At 58.0% G+C, this 26,859-nt stretch carries 26 protein-coding genes; 15 read left to right on the forward strand and 11 right to left on the reverse strand.

Features of this window, described 5'->3' with window-relative positions; genetic code table 11:
- Positions 1 to 72: 72 nt before the first annotated feature.
- From plsC to ABLU73_RS01260, 3 genes are all read left to right on the forward strand, one after another.
- Entirely contained in the window at positions 73 to 810 is a 738-nt protein-coding gene (gene plsC, locus ABLU73_RS01250) for a 1-acylglycerol-3-phosphate O-acyltransferase (protein ID WP_004205223.1), read from the forward strand.
- Positions 811 to 893: 83 nt separating this feature from the next.
- Positions 894 to 2,306: a cell division protein FtsP gene (gene ftsP, locus ABLU73_RS01255; RefSeq protein ID WP_004205222.1), complete on the forward strand. Its 1,413-nt coding sequence runs from the start codon at positions 894 to 896 to the stop codon at positions 2,304 to 2,306.
- Positions 2,307 to 2,339: 33 nt separating this feature from the next.
- Complete coding sequence (locus tag ABLU73_RS01260; RefSeq protein ID WP_072140373.1) at positions 2,340 to 4,613, forward strand: YgiQ family radical SAM protein; 2,274 nt, start codon at positions 2,340 to 2,342, stop codon at positions 4,611 to 4,613.
- Positions 4,614 to 4,699: 86 nt separating this feature from the next.
- On the opposite strand, the gene dkgA is transcribed toward ABLU73_RS01260, so the two are convergent.
- Together dkgA and yqhD are read right to left on the reverse strand one after the other, a co-directional pair.
- The gene (gene dkgA / locus ABLU73_RS01265; RefSeq protein WP_048325746.1) at positions 4,700 to 5,527 is read right to left on the reverse strand and encodes a 2,5-didehydrogluconate reductase DkgA; all 828 of its coding nucleotides are present in this window, start codon (positions 5,525 to 5,527) and stop codon (positions 4,700 to 4,702) included.
- A gap of 144 nt (positions 5,528 to 5,671) precedes the next feature.
- Complete coding sequence (gene yqhD / locus ABLU73_RS01270; protein ID WP_044524721.1) at positions 5,672 to 6,835, reverse strand: alcohol dehydrogenase; 1,164 nt, start codon at positions 6,833 to 6,835, stop codon at positions 5,672 to 5,674.
- A 196-nt stretch (positions 6,836 to 7,031) separates the two neighbouring features.
- On the opposite strand from yqhD, the gene ABLU73_RS01275 reads away from it, so the two are divergent.
- Entirely contained in the window at positions 7,032 to 7,931 is a 900-nt protein-coding gene (locus tag ABLU73_RS01275) for an AraC family transcriptional regulator (protein ID WP_023319156.1), read from the forward strand.
- Between the two features lie 51 nt (positions 7,932 to 7,982).
- Here the strand turns inward: ABLU73_RS01275 and yghB are convergent, their stop codons facing one another.
- A complete protein-coding gene (gene yghB, locus ABLU73_RS01280; RefSeq protein ID WP_004205217.1) occupies positions 7,983 to 8,642 on the reverse strand; it encodes a DedA family general envelope maintenance protein YghB in 660 nt (219 codons plus the stop codon).
- A 131-nt stretch (positions 8,643 to 8,773) separates the two neighbouring features.
- Positions 8,774 to 9,961: a cystathionine beta-lyase gene (metC, locus tag ABLU73_RS01285; protein ID WP_264923584.1), complete on the reverse strand. Its 1,188-nt coding sequence runs from the start codon at positions 9,959 to 9,961 to the stop codon at positions 8,774 to 8,776.
- A 250-nt stretch (positions 9,962 to 10,211) separates the two neighbouring features.
- Between metC and exbB the strand changes: the two genes are divergently transcribed.
- From exbB to ABLU73_RS01320, 7 genes are all read left to right on the forward strand, one after another.
- Positions 10,212 to 10,943: a tol-pal system-associated acyl-CoA thioesterase gene (gene exbB, locus ABLU73_RS01290; RefSeq protein ID WP_004174395.1), complete on the forward strand. Its 732-nt coding sequence runs from the start codon at positions 10,212 to 10,214 to the stop codon at positions 10,941 to 10,943.
- Positions 10,944 to 10,949: 6 nt separating this feature from the next.
- On the forward strand, positions 10,950 to 11,375 hold the full coding sequence (gene exbD / locus ABLU73_RS01295; protein ID WP_002916785.1) for a TonB system transport protein ExbD: 426 nt from the start codon (positions 10,950 to 10,952) through the stop codon (positions 11,373 to 11,375).
- A gap of 204 nt (positions 11,376 to 11,579) precedes the next feature.
- The gene (locus ABLU73_RS01300) at positions 11,580 to 12,998 is read left to right on the forward strand and encodes an MFS transporter (RefSeq protein ID WP_049092246.1); all 1,419 of its coding nucleotides are present in this window, start codon (positions 11,580 to 11,582) and stop codon (positions 12,996 to 12,998) included.
- Positions 12,999 to 13,011: 13 nt separating this feature from the next.
- Complete coding sequence (locus ABLU73_RS01305; RefSeq protein ID WP_064189585.1) at positions 13,012 to 14,535, forward strand: glycoside hydrolase 43 family protein; 1,524 nt, start codon at positions 13,012 to 13,014, stop codon at positions 14,533 to 14,535.
- A gap of 106 nt (positions 14,536 to 14,641) precedes the next feature.
- Positions 14,642 to 15,136: a TIGR00645 family protein gene (locus ABLU73_RS01310; RefSeq protein ID WP_004105804.1), complete on the forward strand. Its 495-nt coding sequence runs from the start codon at positions 14,642 to 14,644 to the stop codon at positions 15,134 to 15,136.
- Positions 15,137 to 15,257: 121 nt separating this feature from the next.
- Positions 15,258 to 16,145: a YghX family hydrolase gene (gene yghX, locus ABLU73_RS01315; RefSeq protein WP_264923586.1), complete on the forward strand. Its 888-nt coding sequence runs from the start codon at positions 15,258 to 15,260 to the stop codon at positions 16,143 to 16,145.
- A 78-nt stretch (positions 16,146 to 16,223) separates the two neighbouring features.
- The gene (locus tag ABLU73_RS01320) at positions 16,224 to 16,511 is read left to right on the forward strand and encodes a DUF2623 family protein (RefSeq protein ID WP_004205207.1); all 288 of its coding nucleotides are present in this window, start codon (positions 16,224 to 16,226) and stop codon (positions 16,509 to 16,511) included.
- 35 nt (positions 16,512 to 16,546) lie between these two features.
- Here ABLU73_RS01320 and yghU read toward each other — a convergent pair whose 3' ends face one another.
- The gene (gene yghU / locus ABLU73_RS01325; RefSeq protein WP_002916742.1) at positions 16,547 to 17,413 is read right to left on the reverse strand and encodes a glutathione-dependent disulfide-bond oxidoreductase; all 867 of its coding nucleotides are present in this window, start codon (positions 17,411 to 17,413) and stop codon (positions 16,547 to 16,549) included.
- Between the two features lie 47 nt (positions 17,414 to 17,460).
- Positions 17,461 to 18,021, reverse strand: coding sequence for a thioredoxin domain-containing protein (locus tag ABLU73_RS01330; RefSeq protein WP_004150918.1), 561 nt, complete (start codon positions 18,019 to 18,021; stop codon positions 17,461 to 17,463).
- A 34-nt stretch (positions 18,022 to 18,055) separates the two neighbouring features.
- On the opposite strand from ABLU73_RS01330, the gene ABLU73_RS01335 reads away from it, so the two are divergent.
- From ABLU73_RS01335 to ABLU73_RS01345, 3 genes are all read left to right on the forward strand, one after another.
- Positions 18,056 to 18,163 carry a hypothetical protein gene (locus ABLU73_RS01335; RefSeq protein WP_032426103.1) on the forward strand — a complete coding sequence of 36 codons (108 nt, stop codon included), beginning with the start codon at positions 18,056 to 18,058 and terminating at the stop codon, positions 18,161 to 18,163.
- 76 nt (positions 18,164 to 18,239) lie between these two features.
- On the forward strand, positions 18,240 to 20,105 hold the full coding sequence (gene gss, locus ABLU73_RS01340) for a bifunctional glutathionylspermidine amidase/synthase (protein ID WP_004205206.1): 1,866 nt from the start codon (positions 18,240 to 18,242) through the stop codon (positions 20,103 to 20,105).
- Between the two features lie 150 nt (positions 20,106 to 20,255).
- A complete protein-coding gene (locus ABLU73_RS01345; RefSeq protein ID WP_264923587.1) occupies positions 20,256 to 21,437 on the forward strand; it encodes a PLP-dependent aminotransferase family protein in 1,182 nt (393 codons plus the stop codon).
- A 195-nt stretch (positions 21,438 to 21,632) separates the two neighbouring features.
- Here the strand turns inward: ABLU73_RS01345 and ABLU73_RS01350 are convergent, their stop codons facing one another.
- The 3 genes from ABLU73_RS01350 to ABLU73_RS01360 all read right to left on the reverse strand — a co-directional run bounded on the left by ABLU73_RS01350 (position 21,633) and on the right by ABLU73_RS01360 (position 23,054).
- A complete protein-coding gene (locus ABLU73_RS01350; protein ID WP_004205204.1) occupies positions 21,633 to 21,821 on the reverse strand; it encodes a hypothetical protein in 189 nt (62 codons plus the stop codon).
- A gap of 205 nt (positions 21,822 to 22,026) precedes the next feature.
- Positions 22,027 to 22,365 carry a hypothetical protein gene (locus ABLU73_RS01355; RefSeq protein WP_025999196.1) on the reverse strand — a complete coding sequence of 113 codons (339 nt, stop codon included), beginning with the start codon at positions 22,363 to 22,365 and terminating at the stop codon, positions 22,027 to 22,029.
- A gap of 86 nt (positions 22,366 to 22,451) precedes the next feature.
- Positions 22,452 to 23,054: a short chain dehydrogenase gene (locus ABLU73_RS01360; protein WP_004205201.1), complete on the reverse strand. Its 603-nt coding sequence runs from the start codon at positions 23,052 to 23,054 to the stop codon at positions 22,452 to 22,454.
- A gap of 97 nt (positions 23,055 to 23,151) precedes the next feature.
- Between ABLU73_RS01360 and ABLU73_RS01365 the strand changes: the two genes are divergently transcribed.
- Complete coding sequence (locus ABLU73_RS01365) at positions 23,152 to 24,063, forward strand: LysR family transcriptional regulator (RefSeq protein ID WP_264923588.1); 912 nt, start codon at positions 23,152 to 23,154, stop codon at positions 24,061 to 24,063.
- On the opposite strand, the gene ABLU73_RS01370 is transcribed toward ABLU73_RS01365, so the two are convergent.
- Positions 24,064 to 25,212, reverse strand: coding sequence for a PLP-dependent aspartate aminotransferase family protein (locus ABLU73_RS01370; protein ID WP_049092372.1), 1,149 nt, complete (start codon positions 25,210 to 25,212; stop codon positions 24,064 to 24,066).
- 10 nt (positions 25,213 to 25,222) lie between these two features.
- Positions 25,223 to 26,599, reverse strand: coding sequence for a cystathionine beta-synthase (locus ABLU73_RS01375; RefSeq protein WP_017899761.1), 1,377 nt, complete (start codon positions 26,597 to 26,599; stop codon positions 25,223 to 25,225).
- Between the last annotated feature and the right edge of the window lie 260 nt (positions 26,600 to 26,859).

A 26,859-nucleotide genomic window follows, 5' to 3' on the forward strand; every position in this document is an offset into this window, starting at 1 on the left:
TGCGCAGAACTCGTGAGCCTGCCTTCTGCCAGCAGCGAATAATTCTAAGCGGTTTGGGTTTTAGAGGTAGCTATGCTATTCATTTTTCGAGTAATTTTCGTGGTCATTTATTGCATCGTGGTGTGCATACTTGGCTGTCTGTACTGCTTGTTCAGCCCGCGTAATCCAAAACACGTTGCCACTTTCGGCCATCTGTTTGGCCGCTTATCCCCGGTGTTTGGCCTGAAGGTGGAGCTGCGCAAACCTGCCGACGCGGAAAGCTATGGCAACGCGATCTACATCGCTAACCACCAGAACAACTATGATATGGTGACGGCGTCTAACATCGTGCAGGCCCCGACGGTTACCGTGGGGAAAAAGAGCCTGCTGTGGATCCCGTTCTTTGGCCAGCTGTACTGGCTGACCGGTAATCTGCTGATTGACCGTAATAATCGAACCAAAGCGCACGGCACCATTGCCGAGGTCGTTAACGCCTTTAAAAAGCGTAAAATTTCGTTCTGGATGTTCCCGGAAGGGACCCGCAGCCGCGGCCGCGGTCTGCTGCCGTTTAAAACCGGCGCCTTCCATGCGGCTATTGCCGCCGGAGTGCCGATTATTCCGGTGTGTGTCTCGAATACATCGAATAAAATAAAGCTCAATCGCTGGAACAACGGTCTGGTGATTGTGGAAATGCTGCCGCCGGTGGATACCAGCCAGTTCGGTAAAGACAACGTGCGCGCGCTGGCGACGCATTGCCGCGAGCTGATGGCCGCCAAAATCGCTGAGCTGGACAACGAAGTGGCCGAGCGCGAAGCGGCCGGCAAGCAATAAGACAGGAAACGCCGCCACCGCGCGCGTATTGCTGGCGGGAAACGAATTCCCTTTTTCATTTGTCAGTATGTCATGGAGTTAATATGTCACTCAGTCGGCGTCAGTTTATTAAGGCTTCCGGCGTAGCGCTGTGCGCTGGCGCCGCGCCGCTGAAGGCCCATGCCGCCGGCCAGCAGCCTGCGCTGCCGGTTCCGCCGCTGCTGGAATCCCGTCGCGGTCAGCCGCTGTTTCTGACGCTGCAGCGTTCGCACTGGTCGTTTACGCCAGGCACCCGCGCCCCCGTCTGGGGGATCAATGGCCGCTATATGGGGCCGACGATCCGCGTCTGGAGCGGAGACGACGTCAAGCTTATCTACAGCAACCGTCTGACAGAGAACGTCGCGATGACCATCCGCGGCCTGCAGGTGCCGGGCCCGCTGATCGGCGGCGCGGCGCGCATGATGTCGCCGAACGCCGACTGGGCGCCGGTGCTGCCGATCCGCCAGAGTGCGGCGACGCTGTGGTACCAGGCCAATACGCCGAACCGGATGGCGAAGCAGGTCTATAACGGTCTGGCCGGCATGTGGCTGGTGGAGGATGAGGTGAGCAAGAACCTGCCGATCCCTAACCACTATGGCGTCGATGACTTCCCGGTGATAATTCAGGATAAACGGCTGGATAACTTCGGCACGCCGGAATATAGCGAACCGGGCAGCGGCGGCTTCGTCGGCGACACGCTGCTGGTCAATGGCGTGCAGAGCCCCTATGTCGAAGTGTCGCGCGGCTGGGTGCGACTGCGCCTGCTGAACGCCTCCAACTCCCGGCGCTATCAGCTACAGATGAGCGATGGCCGACTGCTGCATGTCATTTCCGGCGACCAGGGGTTCCTGCCGGCGCCGGTTTCGCTCAAGCAGCTGTCGCTGGCGCCGGGGGAACGGCGTGAAATCCTGGTCGATATGACCAACGGCGATGAAGTGTCCATTACCTGCGGCGAAGCGGCGAGCATTGTCGACCGTATCCGCGGCTTTTTTGAACCGTCCAGCATTCTGGTCTCCACGCTGGTGCTGACCCTGCGCCCGACCGGGCTGCTGCCGCTGGTCACCGACAGTCTGCCGGTGCGTCTGCTGCCGACCGAGCTGCTCTCCGGTACGCCGATCCGCAGCCGGGATATCACCCTCGGCGACGATCCAGGGATTAACGGCCAGCTATGGGATCCGCAGCGTATTGATATTACGGCGCAGCAGGGGACCTGGGAGCGCTGGACAGTGCGCGCCGACCGCCCGCAGTCGTTCCATATTGAAGGGGTGATGTTCCAGATCCGTAACGTCAACGGTTCGACCCCTTTCCCGGAAGACCGCGGCTGGAAGGACACCGTGTGGGTCGACGGGCAGGTCGAACTGCTGGTCTACTACGCCCAGCCGTCGTGGCCGCACTTCCCGTTCCAGTATCTGAGCCAGACGCTGGAGCTGGCCGACCGCGGTTCGATTGGCCAGATGCTGGTGAATCCTGCGCCATAATCTCTTCGACCCTGGCCGGCATACGGTCAGGGTTTGAGAAAATCCTCCTTCATTTCCACTATCATTCCGGCTTATAATCCACGCCCTTTTGGTTATTTTTTTATCATTTTCCCCGGAAGCAATATGAGCGCAATATCCCTGATCCAACCGGATCGTGACCTTTTTTCCTGGCCGCAATACTGGGCTGCCTGTTTCGGCCCTGCGCCATTTTTACCGATGTCGCGTGAAGAGATGGATCAACTTGGCTGGGATAGCTGCGACATTATTCTGGTGACCGGCGACGCCTACGTCGACCACCCGAGCTTCGGGATGGCCATCTGCGGCCGTATGCTGGAAGCGCAGGGGTTCCGCGTGGGGATCATCTCCCAGCCGGACTGGAACACCAAAGACGACTTCATGCGTCTGGGCAAACCGAACCTGTTCTTCGGCGTGACCGCCGGCAACATGGACTCGATGATCAACCGCTACACCGCCGACCGTAAGCTGCGTCATGATGACGCTTACACCGCCGGCAACGTGGCGGGCAAGCGTCCGGACCGCGCCACCCTGGTCTACACCCAGCGCTGTAAAGAGGCGTGGAAAGATGTGCCCGTGATCCTCGGCGGCATCGAAGCCAGCCTGCGCCGTACCGCCCACTATGATTACTGGTCCGATACCGTGCGCCGCTCGGTGCTGGTGGACTCCAAGGCCGATATGCTGATGTTCGGCAACGGCGAGCGTCCGCTGGTGGAAGTGGCTCATCGCCTGGCGATGGGCGAAACCATCGATCAGATCCGCGATGTGCGCAATACCGCCATCATGGTGAAAGAGGCCCTCCCGGGCTGGAGCGGCGTTGACTCCACCCGTCTGGATACCCCGGGCAAAATCGACCCCATCCCGCACCCGTATGGTGAAGATCTGCCGTGTGCAGACAACAAACCGGTGGCCCCGAAAAAAGCCGAGGCTAAAGCCGTTGTCGTGCAGCCGCCGCGGCCAAAACCCTGGGAAAAGACCTATGTGCTGCTGCCCTCCTTCGAGAAGGTGAAAGGCGATAAGGTCCTGTACGCTCACGCCTCGCGCATTCTGCACCATGAAACCAACCCCGGCTGCGCCCGGGCGCTGATGCAAAAGCACGGCGAGCGCTACATCTGGATCAACCCGCCGGCAATCCCGCTCTCCACCGAAGAGATGGACAGCGTTTTCGCGCTGCCCTACAAGCGCGTGCCGCATCCTTCCTATGGCGATGCGCGCATCCCGGCGTATGAGATGATCCGCTTCTCTATCAACATCATGCGCGGCTGCTTCGGCGGCTGTTCGTTCTGCTCGATCACCGAGCACGAAGGACGCATTATCCAGAGCCGTTCTGAGGATTCGATCATCAATGAGATCGAAGCCATTCGCGACACGGTGCCGGGCTTTACCGGCGTGATCTCCGATCTCGGCGGACCCACCGCCAACATGTATATGCTGCGCTGCAAATCGCCACGCGCCGAGCAGACCTGTCGCCGTCTCTCCTGCGTCTACCCGGATATCTGCCCGCACATGGATACCAACCATGAGCCGACGATCAACCTTTACCGTCGCGCCCGCGAGCTGAAGGGCATCAAGAAGATCCTTATCGCCTCCGGGGTACGCTATGACATCGCGGTCGAAGATCCGCGCTATATTAAAGAGCTGGCGACCCACCACGTCGGCGGCTATCTGAAGATCGCGCCGGAGCATACCGAAGAGGGCCCGCTGTCGAAGATGATGAAGCCGGGAATGGGCAGCTACGACCGCTTTAAAGAGCTGTTCGACACCTATTCGAAGCAGGCGGGTAAAGAGCAGTATCTGATCCCGTACTTTATCTCCGCCCACCCGGGGACCCGTGATGAAGACATGGTGAACCTGGCGCTGTGGCTGAAGAAGCACCGCTTCCGTCTCGACCAGGTGCAGAACTTCTATCCGTCGCCGCTGGCGAACTCGACCACCATGTATTACACCGGCAAAAACCCGCTGGGCAAGATCGGCTATAAGAGTGAAGAGGTGGTGGTGCCGAAGGGCGATAAACAGCGCCGTCTGCACAAAGCGCTGCTGCGCTACCACGATCCGGCCAACTGGCCGCTGATCCGTCAGGCGCTGGAGGCGATGGGCAAGAAACACCTGATTGGCTCTCGTCGCGACTGCCTGGTGCCGGCGCCGACCCTGGATGAGATGCGCGAAGCGCGTCGCCAGAACCGTCATACCCGCCCGGCGCTGACCAAGCACACGCCGATTGCGCATCAGCGTTCTAACGGTGGCGCAACGGCGAAAAAGCCCGTCAAACGGGGTAAAGTCGCCGGGCGTTAAGCCTGACTTTGCGCCCGGCTGCGTTTCGCTGGCCGGGTGGTTTCTCAAGCCGGGCACGCATCAGCGCAGCCCGGCTTTTTTACCTGTTATCCGCCGAACTGATCCGGGTCAGGACCCAGACGCTTGCCCTGATCCAGCTTCGCAATCTCACCCAGCTCCTCTTTATCCAGGCGGAAATCCCAGACGTTAAAGTTTTCAGCGATGCGCGACGGCGTGACGGATTTCGGGATCACCACCAGACCGCTGTCGAGATGCCAGCGGATGACAATCTGCGCCGGCGTTTTACCATATTTATCAGCCAGCTGATGGATGACTTTCTGATCGAAGACGCCCTTACCGCCCTGGGCCAGCGGGCTCCAGGATTCGGTCTGGATCTTGTGGGTGGCGTTCCAGGCGTGCAGCTGCCGCTGCTGAAGCAGCGGATGCAGCTCTATCTGGTTGATCACCGGCGCGACGCCGGTTTCATCAATCAGCTTCTGCAGATGCGGCACCTGGAAATTACACACGCCGATGCTCTTCGCCAGCCCCTGCTGCTGCAGCTCAATCAGCGCCTGCCAGGCCTCGACGTAATGGCCGATAGCCGGCACCGGCCAGTGGATTAAATAGAGATCCACATAGTCCAGTTTCAGCTTGCTGAGACTCTCTTTCAGCGCCTCGTGCGGCCGTTTTTGATCGTCGTTCCATAGCTTGGTGGTGATGAACAGCTCATTGCGATTGACGCCAGCGCTTTGCAGCGCGTTACCGACGCCAGCCTCATTTTGGTACGCGGCGGCGGTGTCAAAAGAGCGATAACCGACTTCCAGCGCCTTATGAATGGCGGAGACGACTTCCTCGTTGCCAGCTTTCCACACGCCGAGACCCAGCTGCGGCATCAGGTTGCCGTCGTGTAGTTTTATAACGGTTGGATGTGTCATGCCTTCCTCCTGTTAATGAACTCGGCGAAGCAGGATCCGCCGAGGGGTAGCATTAAGTCTGGACGAAATAGCTAAAAACGGTAGTAAAAACACCCCTCCCCGACGTTTGTTTAACGTAAGGAGAGGTGAATCAGGCGGGGTAACTTAGCGGGCAGCCTCGTAGATACGGCGGCTGACGTCAAGGGTGATATCCTGATGCTCGCCCAGTTTGGTCATGCCGTGCTCTTCCAGTTTCGCCAGCAGCGCCGGGATGGAGCTCCCGTCGAGACCGTAATCGGAAAGGCGGGTCGGCACCCCCATCTGCTCGAAGAACTGGCGCGTCGCAGCGATGGCGGCATCGATGCGCTGGTCGTCGGAGCCCTCGGTGATATGCCACACGCGCTCAGCATATTGCAGCAGCTTCTCGCGCTTGGTATCGCGCTTCTCATTCCACAGCGCCGGCAGAACGATAGCCAGCGTCTGGGCGTGATCGAGACCATGCATCGCCGTCAGTTCGTGACCAAGCATATGCGTTGCCCAGTCCTGCGGCACGCCAGCGCCGATCAGGCCGTTCAGCGCCTGGGTCGCGGCCCACATAATGTTGGCGCGCACGTTATAATTTTCCGGCTCCTGCAGCGCTTTCGGGCCATCCTCGATCAGGGTCAGGAGAATGCCTTCGGCGAAGCGGTCCTGAATTTTGCCGTCAACCGGGTAGGTGACGTACTGTTCGACGGTATGGACGAAAGCGTCAACCACGCCGTTGGCGACCTGGCGCGGCGGCAGGGTATAGGTGTAGACCGGGTCGAGGATCGCGAACTGCGGCTGAACGTGCGAAGACATAAACGCGCGTTTGTCGCCGGTAGTTTTCCGCGAAATCACCGCCCCTTTGTTTGATTCAGAACCGGTCGCCGGCAGAGTGAGAACCGAGCCCATTGGAATGGCGCTGGCGATCTTACTGCCATAGGTTTCCAGAATTTCCCACGGATCAATGTTGGCGTCATAGTGGGCTGCTGCCGCGATAAATTTGGTGCCATCCAGCACCGAACCGCCGCCGACCGCCAGCAGGAAAGTGACCTTCTCTTCGCGGGCGAGCTTCACCGCATTCATTAGGGTTTCGTAAGACGGGTTCGGCTCGATGCCGCCAAATTCAAGGACGTCCAGGCCATTCAGGGCGGTCAGTACCTGATCCAGGACGCCCGTTTTTTTCACGCTGCCGCCGCCGTAGGTGATCAGTACGCGAGCTTCCGCCGGGATCTGTTCACGCAGCTTTTCAATCGCGCCTTTGCCAAACAGAATGCGGGTTGGGGTATGCAGGTCAAAATTATTCATTGCTTGGGTCCTCCAAAGAGTAAAACTGCCGACAGGGACGATACCGCTGCCCGATGACGGTTATTGTGGTCCTCACGCCGTTGCCCCTCAATGCACATTTCTGCCTATGTCTTGCCTATTTCTCCATATGGCTGGAGAATCCGTGGCGACCTGCGCACAATATATAGGTGAAGAAACATCGGGAGAGACGGTGGCAATGCAACACGCAGAGATATGTCGGACACTGACAGAGAAGGTTAACCAGCTGAAAGATAAGCACGAAATGTTAAGTTCGCTGCTACCTGACGTTCGCCTGCTGTACGGGACGCAGCCGGGACCGCGGATGCCGGTGATGTACCAGCCGGGGATCGTTTTTCTCTTTTCTGGCCATAAAATTGGTTATATCAATGAGCGGACGTTTCGCTACGATACAAACGAATATCTACTGCTGACCGTACCGCTGCCCTTCGAGTGCGAAACCTTTGCCACCCCGGAGGTGCCCCTGGCCGGGATGCGCCTGAACGTCGATATCCTGCAGCTGCAGGAGCTGCTGATGGACATTGGCGAGGATCCGCTGTTTCAGCCCGCCGTTGCCTCCAGCGGGATAAACTCCGCAGTGCTTTCGGAGGACATCTTGTGCGCTGCTGAACGGCTGCTCGACGTGATGGAACGGCCGTTGGACGCGCGGATCCTTGGCAAGCAGATCGTCCGTGAAATCCTCTACTATGTGCTGACGGGACCCTGCGGCGGCGCGCTGCTGGCGCTGGTCAGCCGGCAGACCCACTTCAGCCTGATTAGCCGCGTGCTCAAGCATATCGAGAGTCAGTACACCGAAAACCTCAGCGTCGATCGGCTGGCGGCCGAAGCGAATATGAGCGTGTCGGCGTTTCACCATAATTTTAAAGCGGTGACCAGCACTTCGCCGCTGCAGTATCTGAAAACCTACCGTTTGCACAAGGCGCGCATGCTGATGATCCATGACGGCATGAAGGCCAGCGCGGCGGCGATACAGGTGGGCTATGAAAGTCCTTCCCAGTTCAGCCGCGAGTTTAAGCGCTACTTCGGGATGACGCCCGGGGAAGACGCCGCGCGTATTCGTATGATGCAGGGGATGTAAGACCGGGGGAGGGAGCAGGCCGGGCGGGCGCAGCCCCCCCGGCAGTCAACGTCAGGCGCTGCAGTATTTCTTTTTGATCACCACGAACAGCGTGCCGAGCAGGCCAGCCAGCAGTAGGGCAATTGGCAGGATCATCAGGCAGGTCATCACCTGATCTTCATGACGTTTCACGAACGGGATCATGCTCAGCGCATAGCCGAGGCCCGTGACCACGCCGACCCACAGCAGGGCGCTCAGCCAGTTGAAGAACTGGAAGCGGCGGTTCGGCAGACCGGAAATCCCCGCCATGGTTGGCAGCAGGGTACGGACAAAGGCCAGAAAGCGGCCCGCGAGCAGCGCCAGCAGACCGTGGCGGTCAAACATGCAGGTGGCGCGCTGATGGTACTTATGCGGCAGGTGCGCCAGCCAGCCTTTCACCGTTTGCGTATTGCCCAGCCAGCGCCCCTGTACATAGCTCAGCCAGCAGCCGAGGCTGGCGGCGGCGGTCAGAATGGCGATAGTGGGCACAAAGTCCATGACGCCTTTAGCAATCAGCGCGCCGGCGAGCAGCAGCAGGCTGTCTCCAGGTAAAAAGGAGGCAGGCAGCAGCCCGTTTTCCAGAAACAGGGTCGCGAACATAACCAGATATACAACGCCCACAACATGAGGGTTCGCCAGTGCGGCAAAATCATGTTGCCACAGCGCGGCGACAATCTCTTGAATGACAACCATGGACTTTCCTAAGTGGTACCGTATTGTTGACTAGTGTACTCCTGAAGAGACCCGAGCACCTTGATCCCGGGCGCAACAAAAGCGGCCGCTCCGATAAAAAGCGTCCGCTATTGTTGCCACTGACTGTCACTTTACACGATACGCGCGAAGCCCGCTGCTAAATCCGCCTGCAGATCGTCAACATTTTCGAGACCAATGTGCAAACGGATCAGCGTGCCGCAGAAGTCGACTTCCGCATCCGGTCGGATGTGAGCGATTTGCTCCGGCTGATTGGCCAGTATCAGCGATTCAAAGCCGCCCCACGAGTAGGCCATGCTGAACAGGCTGAAGTTGTCGAGATACTCTGCCAGCTCAGCGTCGTTGAGACGCTTGTTGAGCACAAACGAGAACAGCCCGCTGCTGCCGGTAAAATCGCGTTTCCAGAACTCATGGCCTTTACTGCCGGGCAGGGCGGGGTGGTTGACCCGCGCCACCTGCGGATGCTGCGCCAGCCACTCGGCGATGCGCAGGCTGCTTTCATGATGCTGACGCAGGCGGACGCCCAGCGTGCGCAGGCCGCGGCTGGTCATATAGGCGGTATCGGCGTCCAGCATTTGCCCCATCAGATAGGCATTCTCACGCAGCTGCGGCCAGCAGCGCGCGTTCGCCACCGCGGTGCCGACCATGGCGTCGGAGTGGCCAATCAGGTATTTGGTGCCTGCCTGGATGGAAATATCAATGCCAAAATCCAGCGCTTTGAACAGGATCCCCGCCGCCCAGGTGTTATCGATCATGATAATCGCTTCCGGCGCGACCTGACGCACGGCGGCGACAATCGCTGGCACATCATGCACTTCCATGGTGATGGAGCCGGGCGATTCCAGGAACACCACGCGGGTCTCCGGCCGAATAAGTTGGGCAATATCAGCGCCGATTAAGGGATCGAACCAGCTGGTGGTGACGCCGAGTTTGGCGAGAATTTTGGTACAAAAGTCCTGGCTTGGCTCATAGGCGGTATTGGTCATCAGCACATGGTCGCCCTGCTCGACAAACGCCAGGATAGTGTTGGCTACCGCGGCGGCGCCGCAGGGGAAGAGGGCGCAGCCGGCGCCGCCTTCCAGCTCGCACATCGCTTCCTGCAGCGAGAAGTGGGTCAGGGTGCCGCGACGCCCGTAAAACAGCTCGCCGTTGGCCCGATTGCGAGTGGCGTGCTTTTTGGCCTCTACGGTGTCGAAAACCAGCGATGACGCGCGCTGGATCACGCTGTTCACTGAGCCCTGGGTGTACTTTTTGCTCCGCCCGGCGTTGACCAGCGCGGTATCAAGATGTTTATCAGCCATGTTGATGAACCTGTTTTTATACGTCTGGACGTCTAAACTAGCATGATTCTTCTTTTCTGTACCAGCGCGCTGCCGATACAGGCGAAAATTTTACCAGGCCCGCGGTTAGCCACTTTTTTACTGCGTAAGCGCAAGGAAAATAAACGTGATTTGCTGCACAGTGTAAATACTAATGAGAACCACTATCAATTCGATGTCGTTTTGATATTATTGAGGGCAGATTTTGTGATTATCGTCGTGGAGATAGAGCGTGGGTAATAATTTGATGCAGGCGGATCTCTCCGTTTGGGGTATGTATCATCATGCTGATATTGTCGTTAAGGTGGTGATGATTGGCCTGATTCTGGCGTCAGTCGTCACCTGGGCCATCTTCTTCGGCAAAGGGGCGGAAATCCTCGCCAGTAAGCGTCGCCTCAAACGCGAACAGCAGCAGCTGGCGGAAGCCCGCTCTCTCGATCAGGCCAGCGATATCGCCAGCGCCTTTGAGGCGAAAAGCCTCACCACCCAGCTTATCAATGAAGCGCAGAACGAACTCGAACTCTCCGCCGGCGCCGAAGACAATGAAGGCATCAAGGAAAGAACCGGTTTCCGCCTTGAGCGCCGCGTCGCGGCCGTCGGTCGCCATATGGGGCGCGGCAACGGCTACCTGGCCACCATCGGCGCCATTTCGCCGTTCGTTGGCCTGTTCGGGACCGTCTGGGGCATCATGAACAGCTTTATCGGCATCGCCCAGACCCAGACCACCAACCTTGCGGTGGTGGCGCCGGGCATCGCGGAAGCGCTGCTGGCGACAGCTATCGGTCTGTTCGCCGCCATCCCGGCGGTGGTCATCTATAACATCTTCGCCCGCATGATCGGCAGCTATAAGGCCTCGCTCGGCGACGTCGCCGCTCAGGTACTCCTGCTGCAAAGCCGCGACCTGGACCTCAGCGCCAGCGGCGTGAAGCCGGTGCGCAGCGCGCAGAAATTACGGGTAGGTTGATCGGCTATGGCGATGCGTCTTAATGAAAATCTGGACGATAACGGCGAAATGCATGAGATCAACGTGACGCCGTTTATCGACGTCATGCTGGTTCTGCTGATTATCTTTATGGTGGCCGCGCCGCTGGCGACGGTCGACGTGAAGGTGAATCTGCCGGCCTCCTCCAGCCAGCCGCAACCGCGACCGGAAAAACCTATCTACCTGTCGGTGAAGGCGGATAAGAGCATGTTCCTCGGCAACGACCCGGTGACCGAAGCGAATATGATTAACGCCCTGGATAGCCTGACCGCCGGCAAAAAAGATACCACCGTCTTCTTCCGCGCGGATAAAACCGTCGATTACGAGACGATGATGAAAGTGATGGATACCCTGCATCAGGCGGGATATCTCAAGATCGGGCTGGTGGGCGAAGAGACCGTCAAAGCGAAGTAACCTACCCCTTTTCACTTATCTCCTCAGGCTGGCCTTGCGCCAGCTTTTTAATAGGTGATGCAATAACTTGTAAGACCAATCTTATAGATGTGTGACAACTTTCTCAGTTAACAGAAAACATAAACCCGTTGCGAAAAATGACAATAGGATAGTTTTTATCCTGCCTCTACAGTGAATACCACTTCATCTGAGAGGGGTTATATTGTGAATCACGATAATAAACTGTCATTTGCGGAGAAGCTGGGATATGGCATGGGAGATGCAGCCTGCGGTATCGTTTACTCTTCGGTAACCATGTTTTTGACATGGTTTTATACGGATATTTACGGGCTCTCAGCTGCCGCAGTCGGAGTGATGTTCCTGGTGACGCGGGTTCTGGATGCGATTACCGATCCGCTAACCGGCATTGTTGCAGACCGTGTAAAGACCCGCTGGGGCCATTTTCGCCCGTGGCTTATCTGGTTTGCCGTACCTTATGCCGTGCTGGCGGTAATGACCTTCACGACCCCGGAATTTGGCGCATCGGGTAAACTGGTTTATGCCTACCTGACCTACACCTTACTCATGCTGTGTTACACCTTTATCAATATTCCTTACTGCGCATTGGGCGGAGTCATTACGCGTGATGAGAAGGATCGCCTTTCAGCCCAGTCATATCGTTTTACGATCTCTTCTCTGGCCGGTCTGATGGTTTCTGTCGCAACCCTGTTCCTGGTGGATTTTTTCGGTAAAGAAAATAAGCAGTTTGGTTTTCAGGCCACAATGGGAATCATGGGCGCGATCGCTATTGTAATGCTGGCTTTTTGCTTTTTCTCTACCAAAGAACGCGTGGCTCCAGCTGTTGAACAGCAGGGGAGCATACGCGAAGATCTCCGTCAGCTGCTGGCGAATGACCAGTGGCGTATTGTGGCGATAATTACTTTTTTCTCCAGTATGGCCGGGGTTATGCGCAGCGCCGCCACGCTCTATTATGCAACCTACCTGATGTTAGGCGGCGTGGAGTCAGCGGCAGGAACGGCCATGAAATCAGCATTTGTTTCCACCAGCGTCGTTGGCACGATTATCGGCAGCATCGCCGCCGGATGGCTGGCCAAGCGCTATCGTGCGGTATCGCTGTTTAAAAATATCAACCTCCTGCTGGTCCTGGTTGGCGTCGTAATGTTCTTTGTGCCGCCGACCTGGCTGCCGGTGGTGTTCCCTTTATACTTCCTGGTCGGCTTCTTCCATCAGATGTACCAGCCGTTTAAATGGAACATGATGGCCAACGCTGCCGATTATGGCGAATGGAAGTTTGGCCGTCGCATCACGGGATTATCCTATTCCGGTAATCTGTTTGCTTTGAAAATGGGCATGGCGGTTGCTGGTGCCGCCGTAGGTTTTTCGCTTGGGCTATTTGGCTATCAGGCGGGCGTAACGGCGCAGACTCCGCTGGCGACAATGGGAATTGTGGGGCTGTTAACGCTCGGTCCATCACTATCTTACCTGCTCCTGTGGTGGCTGGCGCGTTTCTATAAGCTGGATGACAAAATGATGCAGACAATTCAGCGCGAGCTGTCCATGCGTCAGCAGCAGGGGCATTCAGAGAGGCATTTGCCGCTAAACGCCGTTCCGGAAAAGGCCTGAGGAGATGCGAAACATGACCCCTTCTGAATACCAGAATCCTATCTTATGCGCCGATTATTCCGACCCGGATATCGTGCGCGTAGGCGATGATTTCTTTATGGTCTCTTCCAGTTTTAACCATATGCCCGCTTTACCGATCCTGCATTCAACGGACCTGGTTAATTGGACTATCATCAACCACGTTATGGATGAACTGCCGCTACCTGGTTATGACCGGTATCAGCCGGGTAAGGGCGTATGGGCGCCGTCGATTCGCTGGCATGATGGCAAGCTGTGGGTCTGCTTCAGCACGCCAGATGAAGGTATTTTTATCTGCCATACCGAGGATCCATGGGGGGAATGGAGCGCTCCGCACTGCCTGCGCGAGGCCAGAGGTTGGATAGATCCCTGCCCGTTCTGGGACGACAATGGTCAGGCCTGGTTGGTACATGCCTTCGCCCATAGCCGCAGCGGCATCAAGCATAAATTGCAGTTGTTTGCGATGGCGCCGGACGCCAGCGAATTGCTGGGCGAAGGGCAGATTATCTATGACGGCTGCTGCGATTTACCTACCCTTGAGGGGCCAAAGGTTTATCAACGCGCCGGTTGGTACTACATCTTTGCTCCTGCGGGCGGGGTTGAAAATGGCTGGCAGACGGTACTGCGCGCGCGCCAGATGACGGGGCCTTGGGAAGCCAAAAACGTGCTTTTCCAGGGAAACACGTCGATAAATGGACCACATCAGGGCGGCTGGGTGGAGGGAGAGAAGGGCGAATGCTGGTTTGTTCATTTCCAGGACTTACATCTCTATGGCCGCGTGGTTCACCTCCAGCCGATGTACTGGGGCAACGATGGCTGGCCGCGTATCGGTGAGCAGGTTGGCAACTGCGGCGTCGGACAGCCGGTTTTACGTTGGCCGCGTCCTAAAGGGTTAACGCCTTCACCGGCATTGGCGCCGCAAACCAGCGACTATTTTGCGCAAGGCCAACCGGGTATACAGTGGCAGTGGCAGGCTAACCCCAGCCCTGAGTGGCTGTTGCCGGCGGAAGGCGAACTTCGATTACGCTGCGTCCCATTATCCGAAGTCGATGGACAGAGAGCGTTATACTGGGCGCCGCAGCTGTTGCTGCAGAAATTTCCGGCGCTAACTTTTAGCGCGAAAACAAGCGTAACGTTATATGCCGCTCAGGACGGTGATGCCGGAGGCCTGATCGTATACGGCGAACGCTACGCCGCTTTGCTGGTGGAGTTTGGGCAAGGGAGTTACCGGCTCGTGTGGCGACACGGTTGGATGAGCGATGCGGGCGTAGTGCGCGAAACTCGTCAGGTTCTTGCTGAGCTTAAGTGCGGCAAGTGTCAGCTGCAGGTTGCCGTAGGCGAAGGCGGCCTGTGTCAATTTTCCTGGCGAGCCGAGGAGGAGTGGCGGAAGGTTCCTCTTTGTTTTGCTGCCGGGAAGGGAAAATGGGTCGGTGCGAAATTTGGCCTGCTGGCTGCTTCAATGGTTGGCCTACAAAGCGAGGGCTACTCCGCTTTGCAGGACTTTGAGGTCATACTTTAAAGAAACCGTTTCTGGCCGCCTGCAGATGACGCGGGCGGCTGATGTTGCATAAGCGTTACCCTGTTGCGATATAATGGCGGCCGTTTATGTTAACTGACAGGATCTTATGGAACGCTTTCTGGAAAATGCTATGTACGCCTCGCGCTGGCTGCTGGCGCCGGTTTATTTTGGCCTCTCGCTCGGTCTGATTGCGCTGACGATCAAATTTTTTCAGGAGATCTTCCACATACTGCCGCATATTTTTAGCGTCAGTGAGTCGGATATGATTCTGACCCTGCTGTCGTTGGTGGATATGACCCTGGTGGGCGGTTTGCTGGTGATGGTGATGTTCTCTGGGTATGAAAATTTTGTCTCGCAGCTGGATATTAACGAGGGTAAAGAAAAACTCAGTTGGCTGGGCAAAATGGACGCGACTTCGCTGAAAAATAAGGTTGCCGCCTCCATCGTGGCGATCTCCTCTATTCACCTGCTGAGGGTGTTTATGGATGCAAAAAACGTCCCGGACAATAAGCTGATGTGGTACGTGATTATCCACCTGACCTTCGTGCTGTCGGCCTTTGTGATGGGCTACCTCGATCGTCTGACCAAAGTGAAACACTAATCCCTTCTCTCCCGGCGGTGGCAGCTGCCGGGCTTTTTTCTCCCCGTTTCTGCTTTACTGCGCTGGCGTATGTCCGGGCTTCTGCTTTGCTTAAAAGGCGATAAACAACGGAGGCAGGGTGATGACGCGATTAACGGCCAAAGATTTCCCGCAGCAGCTGCTCGAGTATTATGACTACTATGCCCACGGTAAAATCAGCAAACGCGAGTTTCTCCAGCTGGCGGGGAAATATGCCGTCGGCGGGATGACCGCGCTGGCGCTGTTTAATCTGCTGAAGCCCGACTATGCCCTGGCAGAGCAGGTACCGTTCACCGACCCGGATATCCGCCCGGAGTATATTCATTATCCCTCTCCTGACGGCCACGGCGAAGTGCGGGCTTACCGGGTGACGCCGACGAAAATAGCCGATAAAGCGCCCGCCGTTGTGGTGGTACATGAGAACCGCGGCCTGAATCCCTATATTGAAGACGTCGCCCGGCGGGTAGCGAAAGCGGGGTATATCGCGCTGGCGCCGGATGGCCTGAGCTCCGTCGGCGGCTATCCGGGGAATGATGATGAAGGCCGCGCGCTCCAGCAGAAAGTCGATCCCGTGAAGCTGATGAATGATTTTTTTGCGGCGGTCGCGTTTATGGCGAAGCATCCGCAGGCGACGGGGAAGGTCGGTATCACCGGTTTTTGTTACGGCGGCGGCGTCAGCAACGCGGCGGCGGTCGCCATTCCGGAGCTGGCCTGCGCGGTGCCGTTTTACGGCCGCCAGCCGCCGCTGAAGGAGGTCGATAAAATTCAAGCGCCGCTGCTGCTGCACTATGCCGGCCTCGATAGCGGCATTAATGAAGGCTGGCCTGCCTATGAACAGGCGTTGAAGGAACACCATAAAGTCTACGAGGCCTATCTCTATCAGGGCGTGAATCACGGCTTTCATAATGATTCTACGCCGCGCTACGATCGGGCTGCGGCTGATCTGGCCTGGCAACGCACGCTGGCATGGTTTGATAAGTATTTACGCTAACGCAAACGTCATAAATAGCACTACCGCTCGCTCAAAAAAACGCTATATAATTTATTATATAACGATTGGGAGAGCTTGATGGAAAATCATTTTGGCAAAGGCTTAATGGCGGGGCTACAGGCATCCTATGCTGATACCGCCGCGCATGCGGCGAATTTTTGCGCCGACTATAAACGCGGGTTTGTGCTTGGTTACTCGCACCGCATGTTTGAAAAAACCGGCGACCGCCAGCTCAGCGCGTGGGAGGCGGGGATCCTGACCCGTCGCTATGGCCTTGACAGAGATATGGTGATGGACTTCTTCAAAGAGAGTGGTTCCTCGACCGCGATGCGCTACTTTATGGCGGGCTATCGGCTGGAAAGCTAACAACCGGAGGCGGGTGCCTCCGGTGGGTCAGAGCGTTACGCCTGGCGCTTATCTTCCGTTTGGGTGTCAAAGTCGCGGGCGTCGTGGCGCTCATGCAGCTGCTCATTGAGCGGGCCGTTGGTGCGGTTCACGATGCGTCCCCGCTTGACCGCCGGGCGGTTGCCCACATCCTGCGCCCAGCGCAGCACGTTTTTATAGCTCCCGGCGTCGAGAAACTCCGCTGCGTTATAGACATTGCCCAGCACGACGTTGCCGTACCACGGCCAGACAGCCATATCGGCGATGGTGTACTCCTCGCCGGCTACATAGCGACCGCGGGCGAGCTGTTTGTCCAGCACGTCGAGCTGGCGTTTGGCTTCCATCGTAAAGCGGTCGATCGCGTACTCGATCTTCACCGGCGCATAGTTATAGAAGTGGCCGAAGCCGCCGCCGAGGAACGGCGCCGCGCCCTGCAGCCAGAACAGCCAGTTGAGGGTTTCGGTGCGACCGGCAGGATCTTTCGGCAGGAAGAAACCAAATTTTTCCGCCAGATAGAGAAGAATGTTGCCGGACTCAAATACCCGGGTCGGCGGCGTGGTGGAATGGTCGCTGAGGGCCGGGATCTTCGAGTTCGGGTTGATCTCGACAAAGCCGCTGGAAAACTGATCCCCTTCGCCAATGCGTATCAGCCAGGCGTCGTACTCCGCGCCGCTGACGCCTAACGCCAGCAGCTCCTCCAGCATGATCGTCACCTTCTGGCCGTTGGGCGTGCCGAGTGAGTATAGCTGGAGCGGATGGGTTCCCACCGGCAGGACGCGTTCATGAGTCGCGCCGGAAACGGGACGGTTGATGTTGGCGAACGCGCCGCCGCTGTTTTGCTTCCATTCCCACACTTTTGGTGGCTGGTAGTTTTGCTCTGACATGCTGGTTTGCCTTTTTCGTGGATGTACAAAAAGTGTAGCAGGTGACCTCAGGCCATAATCCGCGCGGCCCACACGCTGACATCATCGCCGCTGCCCAGATCCGGCTGCACCAGGCCATTGACCATAAAGGTCGGCGAGACATGGATGCCGTTCTGGCGGGCATATTTACTGTGCCATTTGATCACGTCCTGCAGCTCCGGGCGGGCAAAGGCGGCCCCCAGCAGCACGTGACTGTAGCGCTCAATGCGTTCAATGATTTGCTGCGGGGTGGCATTCATGTTCGGCCCGCTGCAGTGATCGGTAAACTCAAACTCTTCCCGATGGTCTGCCACGGCCTGCATCACCTTATGCGCCTGCTCTCTGCCATGCGGCAGGGTGGACGCGGCGAGGATGCAGCGGACAATCACCCCAGAGAACAGATGCCACGGCTGCGATTGCAGCCGTATCTTGATGGTGACGTTATCGGCGCCGACCTCATCGAGCAGATCGTCGAGTTTATTAAACGCGCGGACAGAGTAGGGGCAGGTGGGCTCAAGGAACACCTCAAACGTCCGCGGGCCGTGTCCCCAGACCAGCGGTTGGGCATTCAGATGCGAGGGTGTGCTCATTGTCGACTCCTGATGTTGCGTTGTTTTTTGTTATATCACCGATAACGATATCACTTCTGCTTCCGGCTGCAGGGTTATTTTCCTTAACGGCACGATTAGCGAAACGAATGAGTGGTATCATCGTTACACCTCTGTCTGGTAAGTGCCTGCGGCAGGATAAGAAGAGGGAGTTTTGTTTCGCCAACTGCCCGGGCTGCATTAATTTGAGGTCAGGCTAAATGAGCAAAGGATCGACAAGCAGTGACGCCCCGTTTGGGACATTGTTAGGCTACGCGCCCGGCGGCGTAGCGATTTATTCATCGAATTACAGTAGCTTAAATCCACAGGATTATCCGGATGACGCGACGTTTCGCAGCTACATCGGCAATGAGTATATGGGGCATAAATGGCAGTGCGTGGAGTTTGCGCGCCGCTTTCTGTTCCTGACCTACGGGTTTGTCTTTACCGATGTGGGGATGGCCTATGAAATCTTCTCCCTGCGCTTTCTGCGCGAAGTGGTCAATGACAACATTCTCCCGCTTCAGGCCTTCGCCAACGGCTCCCGTCGTCCGCCGATCGCTGGTTCGCTGCTGATCTGGCAGAAGGGCGGCGAGTTCAAGCACACCGGCCATGTCGCGGTGATCACCCAGCTTGTCGGCAATAAGGTGCGTATCGCCGAGCAGAACGTCATTCACTCGCCGCTGCCGCAGGGCCAGCAGTGGACCCGCGAGCTGACCCTCGAGGTCAACGCCGGCCGGTACACCATCAAAGATACCTTTGCCGATACCGAAATTTTAGGCTGGATGATCCAGACCGCCGATACCGAACACAGCTTGCCGCAGCCGGTACTGCCGGGTGAGGCGATGGCGATCAAGGGCGCGCGGCTGCCGAACAACGGCCAGTTCCGCGGCAAATGGCTGAACGAGAAAGATCCGCTGCAGAAAGCCTACGTGGCGGCCAACGGCCATTTTATCAATCAGGATCCTTATCAGTATTTCACTATCAGCGAAAGCGCCGAACAGGAGCTGATTAAAGCCACCAACGAGCTGCACCTGATGTATCTGCACGCCACCGATAAGGTGATGAAGGATGATAACCTGCTGGCGCTGTTCGATATCCCGAAAATCCTCTGGCCGCGTTTGCGTCTCTCCTGGCAGCGCCGTCGTCATCATATGATCACCGGGCGCATGGATTTTTGTATGGACGAGCGCGGGCTGAAGGTATACGAGTACAATGCCGACTCCGCCTCCTGCCATACCGAAGGCGGGCTGATCCTCGAGCAGTGGTTGAAGCAGGGCTACTATGGCACTGGTCACAATCCGGCGGAAGGTCTGCTCGATGAGCTGGCGGGAGCGTGGAAACACAGCCGGGCGCGGCCTTTCGTGCACATCATGCAGGACAAGGATCTGGAAGAGAATTACCACGCGAAGTTTATCCAGCGTTCGCTGACCCAGGCCGGTTTCGAGAGCAAAATTCTCTTTGGCCTCGATGAACTGCGCTGGGATGCGGCCGGCCAGCTGATTGATGCCGACGGGCGGCTGGTCAACTGCGTCTGGAAAACCTGGGCATGGGAAACCGCCATTGAGCAGGTGCGCGAAGTCAGCGCCGATGAGTACGCGGCGGTGCCGATTCGTACCGGGCATCCGCAGAATGAGGTGCGACTGATTGACGTCCTGCTGCGTCCTGAAGTATTGGTATTCGAACCCCTGTGGACGGTGATCCCGGGCAACAAAGCGATCCTGCCGGTGCTGTGGTCGCTGTTCCCGCATCATCGCTATCTGCTGGATACCGATTTTGTGGTTAACGACGAGCTGGCGAAAACCGGCTATGCCGTGAAGCCCATTTCCGGGCGCTGCGGGAACAATATCGACCTGATCGGCCCTCAGGATGAGGTTCTGGATAAGACCAGCGGCCAGTTTGTCGATCGCAAGAATATCTACCAGCAGCTGTGGTGCCTGCCGAAAGTGGATGGCAAGTATATCCAGGTGTGCACCTTTACCGTCGGCGGTAACTACGGCGGTACCTGCCTGCGCGGCGATTCGTCGCTGGTGGTGAAAAAAGAGAGCGACATAGAGCCGCTGATCGTATTGAAAGACAAAGCGTGACGTGCTGACCCCGGATAGCGGCTCCTGCCCTGTCCGGGGAGAGCGCAGAGACACGAACAAGGATAGCCCGGACTGGTAAGCGCCGCCGGGGAACACCTGCAACAAAGCCAAGATAATTAACACAACAACAAGACAGAAAAGGAAAATAGTATGCACGATCGGCGTCTCGCCGCCCGCGCGGGTGAACTCAAGCCCTCCGCCGTCCGCGAACTTCTCAAGCACAGTAAACTGCCGGGCGTGATCTCGCTTGGCGGCGGCATTCCGGCCCCGGAACTGTTTGATACCGAAGGCCTGGAGCTGGCGGTGCAGAAGGTGATGAGCGAGCGTTTTCATGACGCATTTCAGTACGGTCTGACGGAAGGCTACCCGCCGCTGCGTCAGGCGGTGAGTGAAATCTGCCACTCCCGTGGCGTGACCTGTTCAGCCGCTCAGGTCTATATCACCTCCGGCTCCCAGCAATCGCTGGATATCGTTGCCCGCACGCTGCTCGATCCAGGCGATACTATCGTCGTTGAGCGACCCACCTATCTGGCGGCGCTGCAGGTGTTTCAGCTGGCGCAGGCCAATATTCTCAGCGTCGATACCGATGATGATGGGATGCTGGTGGAGCAGTTGGCCGACCTGCTGGAGACCACCCGCGTCAAAGCCGTCTACCTGGTGCCGACGTTCGGCAACCCCGGCGGTAAAACGCTGAGTGAGGCGCGTCGTCGCCGGCTGGTCGAGCTAGCGAAAAAATATGACTTCGTCATTCTGGAAGACGATCCCTACGGTGAAATTAGCTTTACTGACGCCGTGCGACGTCCGCTCTATCAGCACGCTGTTGAGCTGGGCTGTGAAGATCAAGTGGTTTACACCTCGACGTTTTCAAAGATCCTCGCGCCGGGGATGCGTATCGGCTGGATCGTCATGCCGGACTGGCTGGCGCAGCAGACGGTGATCGTGAAGCAGGCGGCGGATCTGCATACCAATATGCTGTCGCAGGTGATCACCGCGGAATACCTCAGTCTGAACCGGCTGGATAACCAGATTGCGTTGATTCGCGAAGACTATCGCAAGAAGTGCGTGGCGCTGGCCGATGCGCTGGAAAGCCGCCTTTGCGAGCACCTGGAATTCAGCCGCCCGCAGGGGGGGATGTTCCTGTGGGCGCGTTTCCGCTATCCGTTCGATACCATGGAATGGATGAAGAAAACGCTGGAAAACGGCGTGGTGTACGTTCCGGGAGAAGCGTTTTATCACGATAATCCGGATACCCGTACCCTGCGTCTTTCCTACTCAACGGTGTCGGAAGCCGGGCTGCTGACCGCCGTTGAGCGGCTGGCGGCCTCCCTGTAACGGCCCTGCTGTGCGCCGCTTACCGGCGGCGCATCCTCTTCGCTTCAATAGCGAGAGGGAGTGACGCTAGCGTTCAGCGCTGGAATCACTCCGTATCGACGATGCGATCATCCAGCCAGACCAACATCAGCGCTGCGAGAAAAGCTACCGCAAAGGTACCAATAAACAACCACATAGATGTCCCTCACGGGTTAATTATTTTGCTGATTTTACCGGAGAACGATCGTTTCGGTCGGAGATGGAGATTTTTGTCCCAGCCGAATGGCTGGCGAGAGAGAAAAAGTCATCGGCATCAATATCGAAGTTAAGAATAATTTCCCTGTATTCCCCACCGTTAATTAACGCTTTGGCTTCTTTAACACTACTGGCAATAATGACAGGCATCAGTTTTATCTCATTTTGAAAACTGAGAAGCAAAATAAGAGTTAGTTCGTACCAGATCAACTACTTTTTATCGTATACGACTGCAGAAAAAAACGTCCTCCTGTGGCTCGGTGATAGAGGAGGATTTTGTGACAGCGATCGGCTCGTCAACAGCGGGATCTTATCGGGCGCTGTGACGGGCTGCGGTTTCGCCAGCCCGCCGGGATTATTTACCCTGCTGTTTTGCTCGTAATATCTCGCCACAGCGCTGCTGGTCCTGACGCAGCGCCTGCTGTTCCTGCGGGCTGAGCTGATGCCAGGTGTCCAGCATCCGCTGCCCCAGCGCCGGCAGGTAATGTGCTTTATGCAGCGCGTAGTCAGAATTCCCCCCCTCGACGATGTTTTGCATATCGTGGAGGAACTGGCGGCTGTCGTCATGATCGATCACGCAAAATACCGCCCGGTAGTAAGCTTCGTCTTCCTCGGTGTAATGCGGAGTGAACCACCAGACCAGCAGCACGGTAAGCGCCAGCAGCGGGATAATAAAGAGTAATTTTTTCAACATCAGTTTTTCGGCCGGAGACAATCAGCCGTCAGTGTACCTGCAACAACGTCAGGATGTAAGCGCCGGCCCCGGCGGGCCGGAACTGGCTAGTAGCCGACCGGGTAGATGCGGCCGGTTTGCACCCCTTCAATGCTGCGGCGATAGGCCTGTGCTACGGCGGCGGCGGGAACGCTGGCAAAGCCAGGGAAAAAGTCGCCGTAGGCCGCCAGCGACTCGCTGAGCACGGTGGGGCTGATGAGATTGATGCGGATCCCGCGCGGCAGTTCGCAGGCGGCGGCCCGCACAAAGCCTTCCAGACCGGCGTTGACCGTCGTGGCATTGACGCCCTGAGCAATCGGCTCCTGCGCGACAATGCCGCTGACCAGGGTAATCGACCCGCCGTCGCCCAGGAAATGCTGGCCGACCAGCGCCAGGCGAATTTGCCCCAGCAGTTTGTCCTGCAGACCGAGGTTGAACTGGCTGTCGGTCATGGTGCTTAACGGCCCAAAGTGTAGATTACCGGTGGTGGAGACGATGGCGTCTACTTCGCCGGTCTGCGCAAACAGCGCCTCGACGCTCTCCTGCGAGGTGATATCCACCTGATAATCCCCCCGGGTGCGGCCGACGCGGATAACGTCATGTCTCTGACTCAGTTCTTCGCTGACCGCGCGACCGATGGTGCCGCTGGCACCGATAACGATAATTTTCATGGCAGACTCCTGATGAGGTGAGAGGCTATTTTTTAATAAAACGGATATCGGATAAACTGGCTAAAAGTTAGAACATTACTAACCAGAGGTTAGCAATATGGATAAGCTGCGAGGGATGGAGACGTTTATTGCCGTGGTGGAGTGCGGCAGCTTTACCGGGGCGGCGTCGCGCCTGGGGCTGTCGGCGGTGATGGTCGGGAAATATATCGCCCAGCTGGAAACCCAGCTGGCGACGCGCCTGCTGGAGCGTAACACCCGACGCCAGAGCCTCACCGACGCCGGGCGGGTCTATTTTGACGAAGCGAAACGGGTGATGGAGCAGGTCTCCATCGCCGAAAGCGCCGTTGAGCGGCTGCGGCTGGCGCCCGCCGGCACCCTGCGGGTGAGCGCGCCCACCTCGTTCGGCGCCAGCGTGATTGCGCCCCTGACCGCCACCTTCCTGCAGGCCTGGCCAGCGGTCCGGGTGGAACTGGATCTGACCAACCGGATGGTCGATCTGGTAGATGAAGGTTTCGACCTGGCGATCCGCATTGGCGAGATCCATCAGGAGGATCTGGTGGCCCGCTATCTGGCGCCCTATCGGATGGTGATCTGCGCCGCGCCGGCTTATCTGGCGCGTTACGGAACGCCCGGGAGGCCGGAAGATCTCGCCGATCATCTCTGCCTGTCCCATACGGTCTGGACCGCCCGCAACGAGTGGCGGCTGCCGGGCGTAGAGGGAGAAGTGCGCTGGAAGCGCGATGCGGTTATGCGCTGTAACGATGGCTATGCGCTGCGCCAGGCGGCGATCGCCGGGGCTGGGCTGCTGATGCAGCCGGAGGTACTGCTGGCCGATGCGCTGGCCAGCGGCAGCCTGGTGCGGGTGCTGGAGGCGTGGACCCCACAGCCGAGGCCCGTGCATCTGCTCTGGCGCCAGGATCGCCGGCCCCTGCCGAAGCTGACGCAGTTTATCGCCCACCTTCAGCAGGGAATGCCTGACGCGCTGGCGACGACCCGCGCGTCGGAATAATCACTCCTCCCGAAGCGCCTGCTGCCAGTCGGCAATCAGATCGTGAGGATCTTCGATCCCGACCGACAGGCGGATCAGCTGCGGCGTGATGCCGTTCGCCAGGCGCTTCTCCAGCGGGATCGAGGCATGGGTCATGCTGAAGGGCTGGCTCACCAGGCTCTCGACGCCGCCCAGACTCTCCGCAAGGGTGAACCAGCGCAGCTTGCTGATGATGCGTTCGGCGTAACCGTCATCGCCTTTCACCACTACCGAAATCATGCCGCCGGGCAGGGCCATTTGCCGGCGCGCCAGCTGATGGTGCGGGTGCGAGGCCAGCCAGGGGAACCAGACTCGCTCTACCTCCGGCTGCTGTTCCAGCCATTCGGCGAGCTGCAGCGCGTTCGCGCTGTGGCGCTCCATCCGCAGCGCCAGGGTGCGGATGCCGCGTAGCGTCAGGAAGCTGCTGAACGGGTCGAGTACGCCGCCTACCGCATTCTGCAGGTAGCCAAGCTTCTCCGCGAGCGCGGCGTTATCGCCGACCACCGCCAGGCCGGCGACGACATCGGAATGGCCATTGAGGTACTTAGTCGCGGAGTGGACCACAATATCAAACCCGTGCTCCAGCGGGCGATGGATCGCCGGCGAGGCGAAAGTGTTATCGGCGACGCTGATCAGGTTATGGCGGCGCGCGATAGCGGCGATAGCGCTGAGATCCGCCAGCTTCAGCAGCGGGTTGGTGGGCGTTTCCACCCAGATCATGCGCGTATTGGGGCGGATCGCCGCTTCAATTCCCGACAGGTCGTCGGGTTTCACCCAGCTCACCTGCAGACCAGCGCTACGGCGGCGAACGTTTTCCAGCAGACGGTAAGTGCCGCCATACACATCATCGACCGCCACCAGGTGACTGTCCTTATCCAGCAGCTCCAGCACGGTGGCGATGGCGGCCAGCCCGGAGGCGAACGCGTAGCCGCGCGTACCGTTTTCCAGGTCGGCGATCGCCGTCTCCAGCGCATGGCGGGTAGGATTCCCGCTGCGGGAATATTCATAGCCGGTATGCTGCCCCGGCGCCGGCTGAGCGAAAGTGGAGGTGGCATAAATAGGCGGCATCACTGCGCCGTGGCTGTCGGTGAAGGTTCCGCTATGTACGCTCAGGGTGTGGATAGATGACATAAAAAATTCCTTATTGTGCTACTCGGTTACGCCAGGCGGTCAGTACATCGCTGCGGGTGACCAGGCCAAGAAAACGCGCGTTGTCAGCGATCACCGCCACCAGACCGCGATCGAGAATGGCCTGCAGTTCGCTCTCTGGCGCACGCTTATCGAGAGTTTCAACATGGCGGCTCATCGCTTCGCTGACCGGCAGGGAGAAGCGTTGGCGATCGCCCTGTACGTGGCGGATCAAATCCCACTCATCGACGATGCCGACCACGCGGCCATCCTCCAGAACCGGCAGCTGGGAGATGTCATACAGCCGCATGCGGGTAAAGACCGCGGCCAGGGTGTCGTCCGGCGCGGCCGTGACGGTAGCGCCTTCGTCATGGCGCAGGGCGATAAAATCACTGAGATCGCCCTGTTCGGGGCGGGCGATCAGCCCTTGCTGGCGCATCCAGTCGTCGTTGAACATTTTTGACAGGTATTTATTGCCGCTGTCGCAGGCGAAGGTCACCACCCGCTTCGGACGGCTTTGCGCCCGGCAGTAGCGCAGCGCGGCGCTGAGCAGGGTGCCGGTGGAGGATCCGGCCAGCACACCCTCGACCTGCAGCAGCTGGCGCGCGGTGTGGAACGCTTCGCGGTCGCTGACGCGATAGGCGGTATGCACCCCCTCCAGCCTGGCCAGCGGCGGGATGAAATCTTCTCCAATCCCTTCGACCAGCCAGGATCCCGTTTCGCCGTAGCGTCCGGTATCAACCTGATCGGCAAGGATCGAGCCCGCCGGATCGGCGAGGATAAATTCCGTTTTCGGCGAGTGTTCTGCAAACCAGGCCTGAAGCCCGCCCAGCGTGCCGCCAGAGCCAACGCCGACGACGATGGCGTCGATGTCGCCCTCCAGCTGCTGGAAAAGTTCTGGCGCGGTGGAGGTCGCGTGCGCCAGCGGATTAGCGTCGTTGTTAAACTGGTCGATATAAAAAGCCCCCGGCGTTTCATCGGCAAGGCGGCGGGCATAATCCTGGTAATAGGCCGGGTGACCTTTATTGACGTCGGAACGGGTGAGCAGCACCGTCGCGCCCAGCGCCCGCAGGTGAAAGATTTTCTCGCGGCTCATTTTGTCCGGCACCACCAGGATCAGGCGGTAATTTTTCTGCGCCGCGATCAGCGCCAGGCCGAGGCCGGTATTGCCGGCAGTGGCTTCGATAATTGTCCCGCCGGGCGCCAGTTTGCCCTGACGCTCGGCTTCGTTAATCATCGACAGCGCAACCCGATCTTTAATTGATCCGCCCGGGTTCTGATTTTCCAGTTTTAAAAACAGACTGCAGGGCCCGGTATCCAGTTTGTGCAACTGGAGCAGGGGAGTATGACCGATCAGGTCGCTCACGGAATGAAACAGTGACATAACCATTTACCCACTCGTTTAAGATATTTTTGCATGGTAGGTCTGTGAAATCGGTAATTTAAAGAACATTTATCTGTCATTTAGCGCAAAATGGAATATAAGATGCTGTTCAGCCATCCGGAGGGAAAGCAGGGTAGCCGCCTGGGCGGATCGATTGCCAGAAAAGGGCGTTTTTAGCCGCTTTTAACGACAGAATGGCGATTTGAATCAGCGGGTTATCTGATATTTGAAAATGTATTTGCGAAAAGATTCTATGGGGAGAGGCG

Origin of the sequence: Klebsiella sp. GG_Kp175, from assembly GCF_040062325.1 — a bacterium.
Lineage (GTDB): Bacteria > Pseudomonadota > Gammaproteobacteria > Enterobacterales > Enterobacteriaceae > Klebsiella > Klebsiella quasipneumoniae.

Excerpts from the sequence above, each read along its gene's own strand:
- ABLU73_RS01320 (WP_004205207.1), top strand. The coding sequence starts at position 16,224 with ATGGAAAATCATTTTGGCAAAGGCTTAATGGCGGGGCTACAGGCATCC.
- ABLU73_RS01365 (WP_264923588.1), top strand. The coding sequence starts at position 23,152 with ATGGATAAGCTGCGAGGGATGGAGACGTTTATTGCCGTGGTGGAGTGC.
- metC (WP_264923584.1), bottom strand. The coding sequence starts at position 9,961 with ATGGCTGATAAACATCTTGATACCGCGCTGGTCAACGCCGGGCGGAGC.
- ftsP (WP_004205222.1), top strand. The coding sequence starts at position 894 with ATGTCACTCAGTCGGCGTCAGTTTATTAAGGCTTCCGGCGTAGCGCTG.
- gss (WP_004205206.1), top strand. The coding sequence starts at position 18,240 with ATGAGCAAAGGATCGACAAGCAGTGACGCCCCGTTTGGGACATTGTTA.
- yqhD (WP_044524721.1), bottom strand. The coding sequence starts at position 6,835 with ATGAATAATTTTGACCTGCATACCCCAACCCGCATTCTGTTTGGCAAA.
- ABLU73_RS01345 (WP_264923587.1), top strand. The coding sequence starts at position 20,256 with ATGCACGATCGGCGTCTCGCCGCCCGCGCGGGTGAACTCAAGCCCTCC.
- ABLU73_RS01310 (WP_004105804.1), top strand. The coding sequence starts at position 14,642 with ATGGAACGCTTTCTGGAAAATGCTATGTACGCCTCGCGCTGGCTGCTG.
- ABLU73_RS01360 (WP_004205201.1), bottom strand. The coding sequence starts at position 23,054 with ATGAAAATTATCGTTATCGGTGCCAGCGGCACCATCGGTCGCGCGGTC.
- plsC (WP_004205223.1), top strand. The coding sequence starts at position 73 with ATGCTATTCATTTTTCGAGTAATTTTCGTGGTCATTTATTGCATCGTG.
- ABLU73_RS01355 (WP_025999196.1), bottom strand. The coding sequence starts at position 22,365 with ATGTTGAAAAAATTACTCTTTATTATCCCGCTGCTGGCGCTTACCGTG.
- exbD (WP_002916785.1), top strand. The coding sequence starts at position 10,950 with ATGGCGATGCGTCTTAATGAAAATCTGGACGATAACGGCGAAATGCAT.
- ABLU73_RS01305 (WP_064189585.1), top strand. The coding sequence starts at position 13,012 with ATGACCCCTTCTGAATACCAGAATCCTATCTTATGCGCCGATTATTCC.
- ABLU73_RS01350 (WP_004205204.1), bottom strand. The coding sequence starts at position 21,821 with ATGCCTGTCATTATTGCCAGTAGTGTTAAAGAAGCCAAAGCGTTAATT.
- yghB (WP_004205217.1), bottom strand. The coding sequence starts at position 8,642 with ATGGTTGTCATTCAAGAGATTGTCGCCGCGCTGTGGCAACATGATTTT.
- ABLU73_RS01375 (WP_017899761.1), bottom strand. The coding sequence starts at position 26,599 with ATGGTTATGTCACTGTTTCATTCCGTGAGCGACCTGATCGGTCATACT.
- yghX (WP_264923586.1), top strand. The coding sequence starts at position 15,258 with ATGACGCGATTAACGGCCAAAGATTTCCCGCAGCAGCTGCTCGAGTAT.
- ABLU73_RS01330 (WP_004150918.1), bottom strand. The coding sequence starts at position 18,021 with ATGAGCACACCCTCGCATCTGAATGCCCAACCGCTGGTCTGGGGACAC.
- ABLU73_RS01275 (WP_023319156.1), top strand. The coding sequence starts at position 7,032 with ATGCAACACGCAGAGATATGTCGGACACTGACAGAGAAGGTTAACCAG.
- yghU (WP_002916742.1), bottom strand. The coding sequence starts at position 17,413 with ATGTCAGAGCAAAACTACCAGCCACCAAAAGTGTGGGAATGGAAGCAA.
- ABLU73_RS01370 (WP_049092372.1), bottom strand. The coding sequence starts at position 25,212 with ATGTCATCTATCCACACCCTGAGCGTACATAGCGGAACCTTCACCGAC.
- dkgA (WP_048325746.1), bottom strand. The coding sequence starts at position 5,527 with ATGACACATCCAACCGTTATAAAACTACACGACGGCAACCTGATGCCG.